Consider the following 17,557-nt stretch of genomic DNA (forward strand, 5'->3'; position numbering starts at 1 on the left):
CGAGGGGGACCCGTGATCGACGCGTACGCGGACCCGGGCACGCCCGACACCCGGGGCGGCTGGTGGTACCTGTGGTGGCTGGTGGCCCGGCAGCCGGGCCGGTCGGTCGCGGGCGCGGTGCTGGCCAGCGTCTGGATGGTGCTGCTCGCGGCGACGCCGTACCTGATGTCGCGTGCGGTCGACGACGGGCTCCAGACCGGCGACACGGGCGCGCTGGCCCTGTGGTCGGGCGCGCTCTTCGCGGCCGGGGCCTTCAACGCCTGGCTGAGCATCCTGCGCCACCGCACGATGACCCGGGTGCGCATGGACGCCAACTTCCGCACGGTCAAGGTCGTCGTGGACCACGTGGTGAAGCTGGGCGCCGCGCTGCCGCGCCGCACCGCCGCCGGGGAGGTCGTCACCATCGGCGTCGGCGACGTGCAGACCATCAGCCAGTGCCTGACCGTGGTCGGCCCCGGGGTGGGCGCGGCCGTCGTCTACGTGACGGTGGCGGTGGTACTGCTGTCGGTGTCCGTGCCGCTGGCCGCGGTCGTGCTGCTGGGGGCGCCGGTGACCGCGCTGCTGGTGGGGCCGCTGACCCGGCGGCTGCAGCGGGCCGAGGGCGAGTACCGGGAGCGGCAGGGCGTGCTGACCGCGCGGATCGGCGACCTCGCGGGCGGGCTGCGGGTGCTCAACGGGCTCGGCGGCAAGGGGCTGTTCGCGGACGCGTTCCGGCAGGACTCGGGGCGCCTGCGGGCGCAGGGTTACCGGGTGGGCGCGGTGACCAGCTGGCTGCAGGCGCTCGGCACGGGCCTGCCGGTGCTGTTCCTCGCCGTCGTCACCTGGCTGGGGGCCCGGCTGGCCGCCCAGGGGCGGATCACCGTGGGCGAGCTGGTGTCGGTGTACGGGTACGTCGCCGTCCTGGTGACCCCGGTGTCGTTCTTCGTCGAGTCGGGCTACCAGCTGAGCCGGGGCGTGGTGGCCGCGCGCCGGGTGGTACGGCTGCTGCGGCTGGAACCCGAGGAGGACAGCGGCACGCTGCCGCCGCCCGCCCGGCCCGCGGCGCTGCACGACCCGGAGTCGGACGTGCGGGTGGAGCCGGGACGGCTGACCGCGCTGGTCTGCGCCCGTCCCGCCGACGCGGCGGCGGTCGTCGACCGCCTGGGCCGCTACGAGCCGTCGGCGGCGACCTGGGACGGCGTACGGCTGGACGCGTACGCGCTCGCCGGGGTGCGGGAGCACATCCTGGTCGCGGACAACGAGGCGGACCTGTTCGCGGGCTCCCTGCGGGAGGTGGTGTCCGGCGCCCGGGACCGGGATGCGGACGAGGTGGCCGGGGCGCTGCGGGCGGCTGCCGCCGAGGACGTCGTGCAGGGGCGGGCCGGCGGCCTGGACGCGGCCGTGACCGCGCAGGGCCGCAGCCTGTCCGGGGGGCAGCGCCAGCGGGTGCGGCTGGCGCGGGCGCTGCTGGCCCGTCCGCGGGTGCTGCTCGCCGTGGAGCCGACCTCCGCGCTGGACGCGCACACCGAGGCCGTGGTGGCGGAGCGGCTGCGGCACGCCCGCGCCGGCCGGACGACGCTGGTCACCACCACCTCCCCGCTGGTCCTGGACCAGGCGGACACCGTGCACTACCTCGTCGAGGGCAAGGTCGCGGCGACGGGCGGCCACCGCGAACTCCTCGCCGCGCAGCCGGGATACCGGGCGCTGGTGGCACGGGACGCGGAGGGGAGCACGCGGCGGACCGCGACTGCCGCGGAGAGCACGGAGCCGCCCGTGCGGGGAACCGCTCAGGAGGCCCTGCGATGACGGCGGACGACGCGGCGGGCGGGCTGCCGGTCGCCGGGCGGATGCGGGTCCGGCGGGCCGCGCTGCGGCTGGTCCGGGCCGACGGGCGGGCGTTCGCGGCCGTCCTCGTCCTGAACGTGCTGGCCGCCGCGGCGGGACTCGCCGGTCCCTGGCTGCTCGGCCGGATCATCGACCACGTCCGCGCGGGCGGCGGTACCGCCGGCGTGGACCGGCCGGCCGTGGGCATCCTGGTGGCCGCCCTGGCGCAGCTGCTGCTGGCGCGCTGGGCCCGGTACGCCGGGCACCGCTTCGGCGAACGCACTCTCGCACGGGTGCGCGAGGAGTTCGTGGACCGGGCGCTGGCCCTGCCCGCCTCGGTGGTGGAGCGGGCCGGCACCGGCGACCTGACCACGCGCGGCACCGCGGACGTGGCCGCGGTCGGCACCACGCTGCGCACCGTGGGCCCCGAACTGCTGGTCAGCACGGTGCAGGCGCTGTTCGTGCTGGTCGCCGTCTTCCTGCTGGACCCGCTGCTCGGCGCGGTCGGGATCCTGGCGCTGGCCCCGGTCGGGGGCGCGGTGCGCTGGTACCTGCGGCGGGCCCGGGACGGCTACCTCCGTGAGGGCGCGGCCAACTCCGAGGTGGCCGAGGTGCTGGCGGCCACCGCCTCCGGTGCCCGTACGGTCGAGGCGTACCGGCTGGCCGGGCGGCGGGTCGCGGCGAGCCGCGAGGCGCTGGACGCCTCCCGGCGCGCCCGGCTGTACACGCTGTTCCTGCGGAGCGTGTTCTTCCCGGCGGTCGAGGTGTCGTACGTGCTGCCCGTGGCCGGGGTGCTGCTGGTCGGCGGGGCGCTGCACGCGCGGGGCGCGGTGACGGTGGGCGCGGTGGTGGCCGCCGCCCTCTACCTGCGGCAGTTCACGGAGCCGCTCGACCAGATCCTGATGCACGTCGAGCTGCTCCAGAGCAGCGGCGCCTCCTTCGCCCGCGTCGAGGGCCTGGCCGGGGCCCCGCGGTCCGCGGCGGACCGGGCGCCCGCCCCCGCGGACGACCGCATCGACGTGACCGGGGCCCGCTACGCCTACGAGAACGGCGGCGAGGTACTGCGCGGGGTCGACCTGACCGTGCGGCCCGGGGAGCGGCTGGCCGTGGTGGGCCCGTCCGGTGCGGGCAAGACCACGCTGAGCAGGCTGCTGGCGGGCGTCGACGCGCCGAGCGCGGGATCGGTGACCGTGGGCGGGGTGCCGGTCGCCGCGCTGGAACCGGAGCGGCTGCGCCGGCAGGTCGTCCTGGTCACCCAGGAGCACCATGTGTTCCTGGGCACGGTCCGCGACAACCTGCGCATCGCCGAACCGGCCGCGTCGGACGGGCAGTTGTGGTCGGCGCTGGCCGCCGTGGGCGCCGACACCTGGGTGCGGGAGCTGCCGGGCGGCCTGGACACCGGGCTGGGCGCGGGCGCCCACCCGGTCGACGGGGCCCGGGCCCAGCAGCTCGCCCTGGCCCGGGTGGTGCTGGCCGATCCGCACACTCTGATCCTCGACGAGGCCACCGCGCTGCTCGATCCGTCGACCGCCCGCCACGCGGAACGCGCGCTGGCCGCCGTGCTCCGGGGCCGTACGGTCATCGCCGTCGCCCACCGCCTGCACACCGCGCACGACGCCGACCGGGTGGCCGTGATGGAGGACGGCCTGCTCACCGAACTGGGCACCCACGAGGAGCTGGTGGCCTCGGGCGGGGCGTACGCGGCGCTGTGGCACACGTGGCACGGCGACGAAAGCCCAGCGGTGAGCGGAGGCGAGGGCCGGGAGCTGGTCGCGGACGCAGGCCCGGGGGCGGTCGCGGACGACGGCCGGGAGGCGGTCGGGGGCGCAGGCCGAGAGGCGGTCGGGAGCGACGGCCCGGAGGCGGTCAGGCAAGCAGGCCCGGAGCCGGTCAGGGGCGCAGGTCCGGAGCCGGTCGCGGGCAGGAGCCGGGAGGCGGTCGCGGACCAAGGCCGGGAGGCGGTCGCGGACCAAGGCCGGAAGGTGGTCGCGGGCGCAGGCCGGGAGACGGTCGCGGACGACGGTCCGCAGGCGGTCGCGGACGACGGCCCGGAGGCGGTCGCGGGCTGAGAGCTGCGAACAAACGTGGGTTCCGGTCAGCGGGCGGTGTCCGGTGCGTGCGGCCGCAAGGCGCCGGAAGGTCTTGTGGCGGAGCTGCCAGGGCCTTCCGGCGACGCGGCGGGGGCGCGTGCCGGGCGCCGCCCGCCGGGGCCCACTCTTGTACGCAGCTCTCAGGCCGGGGAGTGGTCGAGGCGGGGCCAGGGGCTGACCCGCCGGTCGTCAGGGCAGCTTCGGCGGGGTCCAGTCGGCGTGCCGGAGGATGGCCCGCATCGTGGCGCGGGACGGCGCCAGCCGGAGGCCGGCGTTGCGGACGGCGACGGCCGGCGGACACTTGAGCTGCTGGCCCATGCGGCCGGCCCGGCGGGCGGCGCGGGCCACGGACTGGCTGCGCGGGCGGCGCTCGGCGTCGTAGCGGGCCAGCGCCGCTTCGAGGACCGGTCCGGCGGCGAGCGCGGCGGCGAGGGTGACCGCGTCCTCCAGGGCCTGGCAGGCGCCCTGGCCGAGGTGGGGGGTCATGGCGTGGGCGGCGTCGCCCAGGAGGACGACCCGGCCGGCCGCGTAGGCGGGCAGCGGGACGGTGAGTTCGTGGATGTCGTGGTGCAGGACGGCGTCGGGCCGGGTGGCCGCGAGCAGCGCGGGGACCGGGGCGTGCCAGCCGGCGAAGCGGCGGCGCAGCGCGGCGAGCGGGTCTGCGGGGCGCACCCCGCGCGGTGAGCTGAGCACGGCGTGCCACTCCGCGCGGCCGTCCCGGAAGGCGATGTGCCCGAACTCGGCTCCCCGGCCCCAGGTCAGTTCGAAGTCGGTGCGCAGGTCCACCGGGTGCTCGGTGACGGCGCGCAGGACGGTGGACCCGCTGTAGGCGGGGCCGGGGTGGCGCGGGAACAGCGCCCGGCGCAGGCGGCTGCCGACCCCGTCGGCGGCGACGACGAGGTCGGCGCCGAGGACGTCACCGGGCCCGGCCGCGGGGCCGGAACCGGCATCGGGGCCGGTCCCGTCCCCGCGCAGCAGGACCCGCACCCGCCCGCCGCCGGTGTCCTCCACGGACATCACCTCCGCCCCGGTCCGCAGGCACTGCGGCGGGAGGGCGGCGCGCAGGGCACGGTGCAGGGCGGCGCGCGGGATGCCGACGATGGGCGTGCCCAGCTCTCGTTCCAGCGCGGCGCCGTCCATCCTGGACAGCCACCGGCCGTCGGGGGTGCGGGTCCCGCCGGTGTACTGCGGCCGGGCGGCCGCGCGCACCGCCTCGCCCACGCCGAGGGCGTCCAAGGCGCGCATGCCGTTGGCGTGCAGGGAGATGCCCGCCCCGGCGTCGGCGAGCACCGGGGCGCGTTCGGCGACCACGACCTCCCAGCCGACCGCGCGCAGGCCGATCGCCGCGGCCAGCCCGCCGATGCCCCCGCCCGCCACCACCGCAGTGCCGCCCATACCGGCCCCTTCCGCACGTCACCCGTCCCGGGTCTTCTACATCTGTAGAAGACCCGCGCCCGAGCGTACTCCCCCTCTCTACAGGTGTAGAAATAGGGGGTGCCCACACCTCCCGACCGCCGTACCGCCCTCGCCGACGCGGCCATCGCCGTCCTCGCGTGCCAGGGCATGCGCGGACTGACCCACCGCGCCGTCGACCGGTCGGCGGACCTGCCCCCCGGCACCACCTCCGCCTACTTCCGCACGCGCCGGGCCCTGCTCACCGCCCTGGTCCGGCGTCTGGTCGCGCTGGACCAGGCGGAACTCCAGGAGGCGGGCCGGCGGACACCGGTGCCGCGCGACCCGGAGGAGCTGGCGGCGGGCATCGCCGCCCTGTCCGCACAGCGGCTGACGGGAGAAGGCCGGACGCGCTCCCTGGCCCGCTACGCGTGTGCGATCGAGAGCGTGCACCACCCCGAGCTGCGGGAGATCCTCACCCCGCGCGAGAACGCGGGACGGGAGACCGTACGCGCCTTCCTGACCGCCCGCGGCGTGCCCGAAGCGGACGCCGACGCACGCACGGTCACCCTGCTGACCTGTGTGGACGGTCTGGTCTTCGACCGGCTGGTGAACGGCGGGACGGTGTCGCCCGCGGACGTGAGGGGCCTGGTCGCGGGCGCGCTGCGGCGGGACGCGCCGGAGGACGCGGGGCGGTGAGGGACCGCGTGGGGCCGAGAGCAGAATGGCTCACATGGCCGTCATCCACCGCACCACCGTCAAGCCCACCAAACTCGAACTGCTCACCGCCTGGCTGCCCTCCCGCACCTGGTACGCGGGCGGATCCGAACCGGAGTTGACCAAGGCGGGCGGCTTCCGCCTGGACGACCCGGAGGGCGAGGTCGGCATCGAGTTCATGGTCGTCAACGACACCGCCGGTCCCCGCCCCGCCACCTACCTGGTGCCCCTCACCTACCGCGCCGCCCCTCTCGACGGCGCGGAACACGCCCTGGTCGGCACCATGGAGCACGGCGTGCTGGGTCCGCGCTGGGCCTACGACGGCTGCCACGACCCGGTGCTCACCGGCCAGTTGGCCGCCCTGATCGACGGCCGCGCCGAGGCCCAGGCGCAGAGTGTCAGCGACACCCCGGACCGCGACATCGTCCGCTCGTACGCCGGTACGCCCCCGGCCCCCACCGCGTTCCCGGCGGTCACCGACACGCCGCGGGACACGGAACTGGCCGCTGCCGACGGCACCGTGCTCCTCCTTCACCGGGTCCTGACGCCCGCCCGGGAGGACGGCCCGCCGCTCGCGCCCCCGGCGGCCACCGGCCACGTCGCGGGCCCCTGGCAGCAGCCGGACGGCACCCGCGCCCAGGGAGTCTTCGCCGTCCTGCGCGCAGGCGCCCGGGTCTGAGAGCCCCGAACAGACCGCGGACCGGGCGCCCGTTTTGCTCGGAGGTCCGGGTCTCCCGGGCGCCCGTTCCGTTCGGAGGTCCGGGTCTCCCGGGCGCCCGCAGGAGCGCCCACCGGCCCGGCGGCGGGCGCCCGCATGGCCGCGGGCGCGCAGGGAGCGCGGGCCCTCCGCAGGATCCGGCTCACCGGATGAGGGTGCGCAGGACGGGCACGCTCGCGCCGGAACTCGTCAGCCCGGCGAGGACGGCGGCGGCCAGCGGGGCACCGGTGTGCGCGGTGAGGAACCCGACGACCAGGCCGATCACGATCGCCGTGAGCAGGACGACGGTGGTGTGCAGGGAGAGGAACGGCGGGACGGCGGGCTCGTCCGGGGAGGAGCCGGGCGGCTGGGGTGTCCGGGTCGTGGTCATGTCCCGACTGTGCTCCGTCCACTGGCGCGCACACGGTCCGCCGAACAAGTCCGGAGGAACCCGAGCGCGCGGGCGGCACCGCCGTCCGGCCGCCGTACGGCGCCGTGCGCGGCCGAACGCGTACCGCCGTACGGCACCGTTCGGGAACGTTCCGCCAAGTTCGGTGCCGTACGGCCCCCGTGCCCCTAACCTGGCTCGTCACCACGCGACACCAGGGGGGAGGGCGGTCATGGGGCACCCGCAGGAGCCGCACGCTGCCGGGGACATCGCCGGGGAACTGCTGCGGGAGCAGGCCCGGCTGCTGAACGAGCTGAAGGTGCGGGCGGGCGATCCGTCGCTGCGGACCATCGCGCGGCGGGCCGCCCGGCTCTTCGCCGACGAGCGCGCCTCCCTGCCGCCCGCCACGCAGAGTTCCCTCTTCAACGGCGGCTACAGCGGCCTGGACCGGCTGATCTGGCTCGTGCGGGCACTGCTGTCCTGGGACCGGTACGGCAGGGAGTGCGAGCCGCCGGACCCCACGGCGGACGAGCTGGACGCGTGGCGCGCGCGGTGGGCGGCCGTCACGGAGGCGCGCGCGGCACTCAGGCAGGGCAGGCGCGCCGGACAGGACCGCGACCGCCCCCGGCAGCCGGAGTCCGCCGCGGGACCGACGCCGGCCGAGGTTCCCTCTCCGCCCTCGCCCCCGTCGTCGCCTCCCTCCCCGTACGCGTCCTCGTCCCCGCCCCCTTCCCCGTCCGCGTCCCCGTCGTCGTCTCCCTCCTCATCGCCCTCTCCGTCCCCGGCCTCATCCGCCTCCCCCGCCTCATCCGCCTCCCCGGTTTCCTCCGCGCAGCCCCTCGGATGCCTCGCGACACGCGCCGTGGCGCACGCCATCGAGCAGGGACACCCGATGGGCCTGCCCCCGCTGGAGGCGAGCGACCTGGTCGCCGCGGTGGCGTTCTCGCCCGACGGCACCCTCCTCGCCGTCGGCAGCCACGACGGCACCGTGCACCTGTGGGACCCCGCCGCCCGCAGGCACCTGGCCGAACTGCCGACCGGCCGCCGGGGGCCCGCGACCGCGCTGGCCTTCTCCCCCGACGGCAAGCTCCTGGCCGTCGGGGGAGAAGGCACGGCCGTCGGGCTGTGGGACCCCGCGGCGGGCGCGCCCGCGGGAGAGTCTCTGCGCGGTCACCAGGGCGCGGTGCACGCGGTGGCCTTCTCCCCGGACGGCGAGCTGCTCGCCACCTGCGCCGAGGACGGCACGGTCCGGCTGTGGGACCCGGCCACCCGCGAGCCCGTGGGAGACCCGCTCACCGGCCACCGGGAGCGGGTCGACGCGATGGCGTTCGCCCCCGACGGCACACTTCTGGCCACCGCCTCCCGGGACATGACGGCCCGGCTGTGGAATCCGGCCACCCGCGAGCCGGCCGGCGCCCCCCTGCGGCACCGGGGCGCCGTCGTCACGGTCGCGTTCTCCCCCGACGGCGCCCTGCTGGCCACCGGCAGCCGCGACCGGGCGGCACGGCTGTGGAACCCCGCCACCCAGGAGCCCGCCGGCGAGCCGCTGCACCTCCTGGGAGCGGTCTTCGCGCTCGCGTTCTCCCCGGACGGCACCGTGCTGGCCACCGGCACCGGCGACCGGACGGCACGGTTGTGGGACCCGCGGACGAGACGGCCCGTCGGGCAGCCCCTCACCGGTCACCAGGGGGCGGTGTTCGCGCTCGCCTTCTCCCCGGACGGCACGCTGCTGGCCACCGGCGCCGGCGACCGGACGGTCCGGCTGTGGATGACCCCGGCGGCGGCCCGCCGCATGGCCGCGGCGCACACCGGCTGACCCCCGGGCGTCCGGTTCGTATACCGAACATGAACTTCCGGACAACGGACGTTTTCCGGCCAACTTGATGACGCGCTCCTGACAAGGACCGCGTACTCCTGCCAATCTTCCCCTCGGCCGTTCACAGTCACCCCACAGCACCCCCACCGTTCCGCGGACTGTGGGCCGGCCCGCACCCCGTACGCCGGCACGTCGCAGCTCGCCGCACGTCAGTACGTGCCACGTCAGCTCGTCGCAACGCCAGCACCTCGCACGTCCGCACCTCGCACGTCCGCACCTGGTTCCGCGTTCTCGCAGTTCTGCCCGGACGGCCCACCCCGCGTCCGGATCTCCCCCTGGCCGCGCGACCCGTGGCCACGCAGAAGGAGTCAGTGTTGAGTAGCAGCAGCTCTCGCAGACGCACCTCCCACACCACCCACCGCCGGGCCGCGGGCATCGCCCTGGCCGGTGTCGCCGCGCTGATCGCCACGGCCGTCCAGTCGGGCGCCGCCGCCGCGGCCCCCGCGCAGGCGCCGCAGGCCGGCAGGCTCAACCCGGCCCACCTCGCCGTGAAGCTCACGCCCTCGCAGCGGGCCGAGCTGATCCGCGACGCCGACGGCAGCAAGGCCCGCACGGCGAAGGACCTGGGCCTCGGCGCCCAGGAGCAGCTGGTCGTCAAGGACGTCGTCAAGGACGCCGACGGCACCGTGCACACCCGCTACGAGCGGACCTACGCGGGCCTGCCGGTCCTCGGCGGCGACCTGGTCGTCGACACCGCGAAGTCGGGGCAGACCGAGCGGGTGCTCAAGGCCACCGGCGCGGCCGTCAAGGTGCGCAGCCTGACCCCGAGCGTGCCGAAGGCGACCGCCGAGAAGCAGGCGGTGGAGCGGGCCCGGACGCTCGGCAGCACCAAGGCCTCGGTGGACCAGTCCTCCCGCAAGGTGATCTGGGCGGCGAACGGCACGCCGGTGCTGGCGTACGAGACGGTGATCGGCGGCTTCCAGGACGACGGGACCCCGAACCAGCTGCACGTCGTCACCGACGCGAACACGGGCAAGGAGCTGTACCGGTACCAGGGCGTCGAGACCGGCGTCGGCAACACCCAGTACAGCGGCCAGGTCACGCTGACGACGACCCAGTCGGGTTCGACGTACACGCTGAACGACGGGGCGCGCGGCGGCCACAAGACGTACAACCTCAACCACGGCACGTCCGGCACCGGCACCCTGTTCTCGCAGTCCAGCGACACGTGGGGCAACGGGACCACGTCGAACGCGGCCACCGCCGCCGCCGACGCCCACTACGGCGCCGCGGTCACCTGGGACTTCTACAAGAACACCTTCGGCCGCAACGGCATCCGCGACGACGGCGCGGCGGCCTACTCCCGGGTCCACTACGGCAACTCGTACGTGAACGCCTTCTGGGACGACAGCTGCTTCTGCATGACCTACGGCGACGGCTCGGGCAACGCCGACCCGCTGACCGCGCTGGACGTCGCCGGGCACGAGATGAGCCACGGCGTCACCTCGAACACCGCCGGACTCAACTACTCGGGCGAGTCGGGCGGCCTGAACGAGGCGACCTCCGACATCTTCGGCACCGGCGTCGAGTGGTACGCCAACAACTCCACCGACAAGGGCGACTACCTGATCGGTGAGAAGATCGACATCAACGGCGACGGCACGCCGCTGCGCTACATGGACAAGCCCAGCAAGGACGGCGCCTCCGCCGACTCCTGGTACTCGGGCGTGGGCAGCAAGGACGTGCACTACTCGTCCGGCATCGCCAACCACTTCTTCTACCTGCTGAGCGAGGGCAGCGGCGCCAAGGTCATCAACGGCGTCAGCTACGACTCGCCCACCGCGGACGGGCTGCCCGTCACCGGCATCGGCCGGGACAAGGCTCTGCAGATCTGGTACAAGGCGCTGACCACGAAGTTCACGTCCACCACCAACTACGCCTCGGCCCGCACCGGCACGCTCGCGGCGGCCGGTGAGCTGTACGGCACCTCCAGCGCCGAGTACAAGGCCGTGCAGGACGCCTGGGCGGCGGTCGCGGTCGGTTCGCGCTCCGGCGGCGGCGACCCGGGCGGCGGCGGCACCTCGTTCGAGAACACCTCGAACGTGAACATCCCGGACTACGGGTCGGCGGTCACCTCGTCCATCACGGTCACCGGGCGCAGCGGCAACGCGCCCTCCAACCTCCAGGTCTCGGTGGACATCGTCCACTCCTGGAGCGGTGACCTCCAGATCGACCTGGTCGCCCCCAACGGGTCGACGTACCGCCTCAAGAACAGCGGCTACGACTCGACGCCCGACGTGCACGCGACCTACACGGTCAACGCGTCCTCGTCGGCCGCCAACGGGACCTGGAAGCTGCGCGTCCAGGACAAGGGTCCGCAGGACACCGGCTACATCGACGGCTGGAAGCTGACCTTCCCGTAGAGCCGGCGCGGAGCCGCCCGGCGAGGACCTCGCGTCGTCGCCGGGGGCCCGACTCCCCCGAGGACAGGGCGCCGTTCCGGAGGCGGAACGCCCGGGGCGGCGCCCGTTCACACTGCCGAAACACGAATCGGACAGTCAACTTTCGGCCAACATCACCTCGGGGTCCTGACATGTACGCGTCCTTGATGTCACTCTCTCTCCACCCGCCGCACGAGCACAGCAACCGACCTCCCGTCCGGCCGGCACCCCCACGCCGGCCGGGCCCCCCACATAAGGAGCTTGTGTGACTCCCCGCCCTCTGCGTCACAAGCGCACCACGCTGGCCCTCGCCACCGCCGTCGCCGCCGGAGCCCTCCTCAGCACCGGCCTGACCAGCGTCGCCTCGGCCCAGACCCCGGCCGGCACCGCGGGCCGGACCACCCCGGCCGCCGCCCCCGCCTCCCTCACCGCCGCCGCCCGCACCTCCCTGCTCCAGCAGGCGCAGGCCGACTCGGCCGGCACCGCCCGGCAGATAGGCCTCGGCGCCCAGGAGAAGCTGGTCGCCAAGGACGTCGTCAAGGACGCCGACGGCACGGTGCACACCCGCTACGAGCGCACCTACGCCGGCCTGCCGGTCCTCGGCGGCGACCTGATCGTCCACACCTCCAGGGCCGGGAAGACCGAAGGCGTCACCAAGGCCACCGGCGCGGCCATCAAGGTCGCCTCGCTCACCCCGAAGGTCGCCGCCGCCGAGGCCGAGCGGCAGGCGGTGTCCGCCGCCAGAACCCTCGGCTCCGCCAAGTCCACCGCGGACGGCGCCCGCAAGGTGATCTGGGCCGGTTCCGGCAAGCCCGTCCTCGCCTACGAGACCGTCGTCGGCGGCCTCCAGGACGACGGCACCCCGAACCAGCTGCACGTCATCACCGACGCCGCCACCGGCAAGAAGCTCTTCGAGTACCAGGGCATCGAGAACGCGACCGGGACCGGCAAGACGCTGTACTCCGGCAGCGTCAGCCTCACCACCAACCTGTCGGGGTCGACGTACCAGCTGTACGACACCACCCGGGGCGGTCACAAGACCTACAACCTGGCCCACAAGACGTCGGGCACCGGCACCCTCTTCACCGACGCCGACAACGTGTGGGGCACCGGCGCGGCCTCCAGCTCCTCGACCGACCAGACGGCCGCGGCCGACGCCGCCTACGGCGCGCAGGAGACCTGGGACTTCTACAAGAGCACGTTCGGCCGCAACGGCATCAAGAACAACGGCCAGGGCGCCTACTCCCGCGTCCACTACGGCAACTCGTACGTGAACGCCTTCTGGGACGACAGCTGCTTCTGCATGACCTACGGCGACGGCTCGGGCAACACCCACCCGCTGACCGCGCTCGACGTCGCCGGGCACGAGATGAGCCACGGCGTCACCTCCAACACCGCCGGACTCAACTACAGCGGCGAGTCGGGCGGCCTGAACGAGGCCACCTCCGACATCTTCGGCACCGGCGTCGAGTGGTACGCCAACAACTCCACCGACAAGGGCGACTACCTCATCGGTGAGAAGATCGACATCAACGGCGACGGCACCCCGCTGCGCTACATGGACAAGCCCAGCAAGGACGGCGCCTCCGCCGACTCCTGGTCCTCCACGGTCGGCAACAAGGACGTGCACTACTCGTCCGGTGTCGCCAACCACTTCTTCTACCTGCTGGCCGAGGGCAGCGGCGCGAAGACGATCAACGGCGTGAGCTACAACTCGCCGACGTCCAACGGCTCCACGGTCACCGGCATCGGCCGGGACAAGGCCCTGCAGATCTGGTACAAGGCGCTGACCACGTACATGACGTCGACCACCAACTACAAGGCCGCCCGCACGGCGACCCTGAACGCGGCGTCGGCCCTGTACGGCTCCACCAGCGCCGAGTACAAGGCGGTCGCGGCGGCCTGGTCCGGTGTCAACGTGAACTGATCCGGCGGCGCGATGCGACGGGCGGCACCCGGGAGGACCATTCCCCCGGGTGCCGCCCTACGCTTGGGTCCCATGGCTTCGGAGGACTTCACCTACGAGGAGGTCGGCGCGACCCGCGAGCGGGACCACTGCCCGCCCGGCTTCCACCCCCTGCACGTGCGCACCCGCATCGGCGAGGGCGAGGCGGTCTTCCGGCGCGCCGCCGAGGCCGTCCTCACCTGGGAACTGCACCGCGCGGTGGGCGTCGGCATCGACACGGCCGCGGCCCGCGCCGCCCCCGGCGCCGACGTCACCGTCACCCTGGCCGGGATGATCAAGGCCCCCTGCCGGATCGTCTGGACCCTCGATGAGCCCCGCCGGGCCGGCTGGGCCTACGGCACCCTGCCCGGCCACCCCGAGACCGGCGAGGAGTCCTTCGTCGTGGACCGCACCGGCGACGGCACGGTCTGGCTGACCGTGACCGCCTTCAGCCGCCCCGCCAAGTGGTACGCCCGTGCGGGCGGCCCGGCGGCCCGCGGCTTCCAGCACGCCTACGCCCGCCGCTGCGGCACGGTGCTGCGCCGCCTGTGCGCCGGCCTGGGCGACGGCACCTGACCCGGCGGCGCGCCGCCCCGCCCGGCCGGCGGCGCGGCCCACCGCAGTGGCGGGCTCCCCCTCCGACCGCGCATCCGCGCCCCACCCGGGCGGTCAGCGCAGCAGCACCCCCGCCCCGTCGCCCGCGTCCTGGGCCGGTACGGTCACCAGGCCCAGTTCGGCGTGCGAGGCGAGCAGGCGGTGGTCGGGCAGGATGCGGACCGTGTAGCCGTAGGGTCCGGTGCGGTCCAGGGAGAGCGGGCCCTCGTACACCCAGCGGCCGTCCGGATCGGGGGCGCCCGCCGGTTTCAGCGGGACCGCGGTGGCGTCCGTGATGCGGTCCTCCTCGTCGACCCGCCCCGAGACGGCCTGCACCTGGACGTCCTCCGGACCCAGCCCGCCCAGCCCGACCCGTACCCGCAGGCCCAGTGTGGAGCCGAGTTCGGCGGTGGCCGTCGACGGCGGCGCCCCCGTGCGCCCGGCCGGCGGGCAGGCCGTCTCCACGTGGTCCACCGTCACCTCGTGCCAGGCCGCCCGCACCCGCGCCTTCCAGGCCGCCAGCTGCCGCGCCGCGTCCGCGTCCAGGGCGCGGTGGGCGTGCGCGGCCGGGGTGTACAGGCGCTCCACGTACTCCCGCACCATCCGCCCGGCCAGCACCTTCGGGCCCAGCAGGGTCAGGGTCCTGCGGACCATCTCGATCCAGCGGTCGGGCAGTCCGGCCCGGCCCCGCTCGTAGAAGCGGGGCGTGATGCGCCGCTCCAGCAGCTCGTACAGCGCCGCCGCCTCCACGTCGTCGCGGTGATCGGCCTCCTCGCCCGTCGTCACCGGCCCCGCGGCGCCGCCGTCCGCGGTCGGGACCGCCCAGCCGAAGTCGGGCTGGTACCACTCGTCCCACCAGCCGTCCAGCACCGACAGGTTGAGGCAGCCGTTGAGGGCCGCCTTCATGCCGGAGGTGCCGCACGCCTCCAGCGGGCGCAGCGGGTTGTTCAGCCACACGTCGCAGCCCTGATAGAGCTTCTGCGCCATCGCCATGCCGTAGTCCGGCAGGAAGACGATCCGGTGGCGTACGCGCGGGTCGTCGGCGAAGCGGACGAGTTCCTGGATGAGCCGCTTGCCGCCGTCGTCCGCCGGGTGCGCCTTGCCCGCGACCACGATCTGCACCGGCCGCTCGGGGTGCAGCAGCAGGTCCATCAGCCGGTCCCGGTCGCGCAGCATCAGCGTCAGCCGCTTGTACGACGGGACCCGGCGCGCGAACCCGATGGTGAGCACCTCCGGGTCCAGGACGCCGTCGACCCAGCCCAGCTCGGCCGGGCCCGCGCCGCGCTGGCGCCACGCCGCCGCCACCCGCCGGCGCACCTCGGTGACCAGCTGCTCGCGCAGCTCGCGGCGCAGCTCCCAGATGTCCTCGTCGGGGATGTCGGCCACCGAGTCCCAGCGGTCCGAGCCGCCCACGGACAGCGCGTCCTCGGCGCGCTGCGCGCCGATCTGCCGGGCGCCCAGCCGGAACACCTCCGGGGCCACCCAGGTCGGGGCGTGCACGCCGTTGGTGACCGAGGTGATCGGCACCTCCTCGGGGCCGAAGCCCGGCCACAGCCCGGCGAACATCTCCCGGCTGACCCTGCCGTGCAGCAGGGACACCCCGTTGGCGCGCTGGGCGAGCCTGAGCCCCATCACCGCCATGTTGAACAGGTTGGGCTCGCCGCCCGGGTAGGTCTCCATGCCCAGCCGCAGAATGTGCTCGACGTCGATGCCGGGCAGCTCGGCGTCGGGTCCGAAGTGGCGGGCGACCAGTTCCCGGTCGAAGCGGTCGATGCCGGCCGGGACCGGCGTGTGGGTGGTGAAGACCGTCCCCGCGCGCACCGCCTCCAGGGCCGCGTCGAAGTCGAGGCCCCGCTCGCCCAGCTCGGCGATCCGCTCCAGGCCGAGGAAGCCCGCGTGTCCCTCGTTCGTGTGGAAGACCTCCGGCTCGGGGTGCCCGGTGAGCCGGCAGTACGTCCGCACCGCACGCACCCCTCCTATGCCCAGCAGCATCTCCTGCAGCAGCCGGTGCTCGCTGCCTCCCCCGTACAGCCGGTCGGTCACCTGGCGCTCGCCGAGGTCGTTCTCCTCGACGTCGGAGTCCAGCATCAGCAGCGGGATCCGGCCAACCTGGGCCAGCCAGATCCGGGCGTGCAGGGCCTTGCCGCGGGGCAGCGCGAGCGACACCCTGGCAGGGCTGCCGTCGGCCTCGCGCACCTGGGTGACGGGCAGCTCGTTGGGGTCGAGGACCGGATAGTGCTCCTGCTGCCAGCCGTCCCGGGACAGGGACTGCCGGAAGTAGCCGTGCCGGTACAGCAGCCCGACCCCGATCAGGGGAACGCCCAGGTCACTGGCGGCCTTGAGGTGGTCGCCCGCGAGGATGCCGAGGCCGCCGGAGTACTGCGGCAGGGCGGCGGTGATGCCGAACTCGGGCGAGAAGTAGGCGACGCCCGCGGGCAGCCCGGCGGGCTGCGCCTGGTACCAGCGGTCGCCGGTCACGTAGTCGTGCAGGTCGTCGGCGACGGCGGTCAGCCGGCGCAGGAAGCGGCGGTCGGCCGCCAGCTCGGCCAGCCGGGCCGGGGAGACGCCGCCCAGCAGGCGGACCGGGTCGCCGCCGGCGGCGGCCCACTGCTCCGGGTCGACGGACTGGAAGAGGTCACGTGTCTCCGCATGCCACGACCAGCGCAGATTGCGGGCCAGCTCGCTGAGGGGTCGTAGGGGCTCGGGGAGAACGGGACGGACGGTGAACCGACGGATCGCCTTCACATTCCACCTCGGCGCGTTCGCTGATGGACGCACAGCACGGTGCGCTTCGCCGGCAGGACGCACGGCACTGTGCGCCCCGTCACACAGCACCGTACCCGCGGGGACGCGGGTGCCGCTGGGGTCCGCACCGCCGGGTGGACCAAGACAAGGCCAACTTTGTGTGTGGACATACACGCGAGTAGTTAACAAAGTCCCGGATTGCTCACCCGAAGAGGGTGGGAAGGCTCCTGCGGTACACCCCACAGTGGAACCCCGCAGGACCAACCTCCCCACGGATATCCGCCCACACCCTCGTTGACGCGGACAGGAGCGGTCATGCCCGCCACGCACCACCACTCGGCACCACCCCCGGCCCACGGCACCAAGGGCACGCGCCGACCGCGCGCCGGGGCCCCGACCGACCCGGCGGCCCGGCCGGGCGACGCGGCAGCGCCCGGCGCGGCGGCCCCGCCCCCGGGGCCCTCGCCGGCGCCGGAGGCCACCGCCGTCGGCCGGATCCCCGTCCTCGACGTCCGGCCGGTCGTCCAGCACGGCCGCAGGCCCGCCAAGGCGGTGACCGGTGAGTCGTTCGAGATCTCGGCCACCGTGTTCCGCGAGGGCCACGACGCCGTCGCGGCGAACGTGGTCCTGCGCGATCCCGGGGGCCGTCCGGGCCCGTGGACGCCGATGCGGGAGCTGCGGCCGGTATCGACACCGAGCTGGTGCTGGCGGAGGGCGCCGAGCTGCTCAGCCGGGCGGCGGCCGGGGTGCCCGAGGGGCCGCAGCGGGAGACCGTGCTCGCGGCCGAGGCGGCACTGCGGGACCCTGACCGGCCGGCCGCTTCCCGGCTGGCGGCGGCGCTGACGCCGGAGGTGGACGCGGTCCTGGCCCGCCACCCGCTGCGCGAGCTGGTCACCGCCTGCGACCCGCTGCCCCTCCAGGTCGAACGC

At 74.9% G+C, this 17,557-nt stretch carries 11 protein-coding genes and 1 pseudogene; 9 read left to right on the forward strand and 3 right to left on the reverse strand.

The window, feature by feature from the left end; genetic code table 11:
- The first annotated feature begins 12 nt into the window (after positions 1 to 12).
- Together IG64_RS34500 and IG64_RS34505 are read left to right on the forward strand one after the other, a co-directional pair.
- Positions 13 to 1,785, forward strand: coding sequence for an ABC transporter transmembrane domain-containing protein (locus IG64_RS34500; RefSeq protein WP_037863727.1), 1,773 nt, complete (start codon positions 13 to 15; stop codon positions 1,783 to 1,785).
- A 41-nt stretch (positions 1,786 to 1,826) separates the two neighbouring features.
- The gene (locus tag IG64_RS34505; RefSeq protein WP_420710037.1) at positions 1,827 to 3,872 is read left to right on the forward strand and encodes an ABC transporter ATP-binding protein; all 2,046 of its coding nucleotides are present in this window, start codon (positions 1,827 to 1,829) and stop codon (positions 3,870 to 3,872) included.
- 210 nt (positions 3,873 to 4,082) lie between these two features.
- On the opposite strand, the gene IG64_RS34510 is transcribed toward IG64_RS34505, so the two are convergent.
- Positions 4,083 to 5,288 carry an FAD-dependent monooxygenase gene (locus IG64_RS34510; RefSeq protein WP_037863730.1) on the reverse strand — a complete coding sequence of 402 codons (1,206 nt, stop codon included), beginning with the start codon at positions 5,286 to 5,288 and terminating at the stop codon, positions 4,083 to 4,085.
- 99 nt (positions 5,289 to 5,387) lie between these two features.
- Between IG64_RS34510 and IG64_RS34515 the strand changes: the two genes are divergently transcribed.
- Positions 5,388 to 5,984 carry a TetR/AcrR family transcriptional regulator gene (locus IG64_RS34515; protein WP_037863734.1) on the forward strand — a complete coding sequence of 199 codons (597 nt, stop codon included), beginning with the start codon at positions 5,388 to 5,390 and terminating at the stop codon, positions 5,982 to 5,984.
- A gap of 34 nt (positions 5,985 to 6,018) precedes the next feature.
- Positions 6,019 to 6,681 (forward strand): maltokinase N-terminal cap-like domain-containing protein, encoded by a 663-nt coding sequence (locus IG64_RS34520; protein ID WP_037863736.1) that lies wholly within the window; start codon positions 6,019 to 6,021, stop codon positions 6,679 to 6,681.
- A gap of 181 nt (positions 6,682 to 6,862) precedes the next feature.
- Here IG64_RS34520 and IG64_RS34525 read toward each other — a convergent pair whose 3' ends face one another.
- Positions 6,863 to 7,090 carry a hypothetical protein gene (locus IG64_RS34525; protein WP_037863738.1) on the reverse strand — a complete coding sequence of 76 codons (228 nt, stop codon included), beginning with the start codon at positions 7,088 to 7,090 and terminating at the stop codon, positions 6,863 to 6,865.
- Positions 7,091 to 7,319: 229 nt separating this feature from the next.
- Here IG64_RS34525 and IG64_RS37775 point away from each other — a divergent pair, with 229 nt between their 5' ends.
- The 4 genes from IG64_RS37775 (at position 7,320) to IG64_RS34545 (ending at position 13,865) form a co-directional block, all read left to right on the forward strand.
- Positions 7,320 to 8,903 carry a WD40 repeat domain-containing protein gene (locus IG64_RS37775; protein ID WP_051813671.1) on the forward strand — a complete coding sequence of 528 codons (1,584 nt, stop codon included), beginning with the start codon at positions 7,320 to 7,322 and terminating at the stop codon, positions 8,901 to 8,903.
- A 374-nt stretch (positions 8,904 to 9,277) separates the two neighbouring features.
- Positions 9,278 to 11,326 (forward strand): M4 family metallopeptidase, encoded by a 2,049-nt coding sequence (locus IG64_RS34535; protein WP_037863740.1) that lies wholly within the window; start codon positions 9,278 to 9,280, stop codon positions 11,324 to 11,326.
- A gap of 283 nt (positions 11,327 to 11,609) precedes the next feature.
- On the forward strand, positions 11,610 to 13,271 hold the full coding sequence (locus tag IG64_RS34540; RefSeq protein WP_037863742.1) for a M4 family metallopeptidase: 1,662 nt from the start codon (positions 11,610 to 11,612) through the stop codon (positions 13,269 to 13,271).
- A gap of 72 nt (positions 13,272 to 13,343) precedes the next feature.
- Positions 13,344 to 13,865, forward strand: a complete 522-nt coding sequence (locus IG64_RS34545; RefSeq protein WP_037863743.1) for a DUF1990 family protein — start codon at positions 13,344 to 13,346, stop codon at positions 13,863 to 13,865.
- A 93-nt stretch (positions 13,866 to 13,958) separates the two neighbouring features.
- On the opposite strand, the gene IG64_RS34550 is transcribed toward IG64_RS34545, so the two are convergent.
- Positions 13,959 to 16,628 (reverse strand): glycosyltransferase family 1 protein, encoded by a 2,670-nt coding sequence (locus IG64_RS34550; RefSeq protein WP_037863745.1) that lies wholly within the window; start codon positions 16,626 to 16,628, stop codon positions 13,959 to 13,961.
- A gap of 315 nt (positions 16,629 to 16,943) precedes the next feature.
- On the opposite strand from IG64_RS34550, the pseudogene IG64_RS39690 reads away from it, so the two are divergent.
- Positions 16,944 to 17,557, forward strand: a pseudogene (locus IG64_RS39690) (maltotransferase domain-containing protein); the annotation flags it as partial.

Origin of the sequence: Streptomyces sp. NRRL S-340, from assembly GCF_000720185.1 — a bacterium.
In the GTDB taxonomy this organism is placed as follows: Bacteria; Actinomycetota; Actinomycetes; order Streptomycetales; family Streptomycetaceae; genus Streptomyces.

Coding starts and splice junctions, on each gene's coding strand:
- IG64_RS34505 (WP_420710037.1), top strand. CDS start 1,827: ATGCGGGTCCGGCGGGCCGCGCTGCGGCTGGTCCGGGCCGACGGGCGG.
- IG64_RS34510 (WP_037863730.1), bottom strand. CDS start 5,288: ATGGGCGGCACTGCGGTGGTGGCGGGCGGGGGCATCGGCGGGCTGGCC.
- IG64_RS34520 (WP_037863736.1), top strand. CDS start 6,019: ATGGCCGTCATCCACCGCACCACCGTCAAGCCCACCAAACTCGAACTG.
- IG64_RS34525 (WP_037863738.1), bottom strand. CDS start 7,090: ATGACCACGACCCGGACACCCCAGCCGCCCGGCTCCTCCCCGGACGAG.
- IG64_RS37775 (WP_051813671.1), top strand. CDS start 7,320: ATGGGGCACCCGCAGGAGCCGCACGCTGCCGGGGACATCGCCGGGGAA.
- IG64_RS34545 (WP_037863743.1), top strand. CDS start 13,344: ATGGCTTCGGAGGACTTCACCTACGAGGAGGTCGGCGCGACCCGCGAG.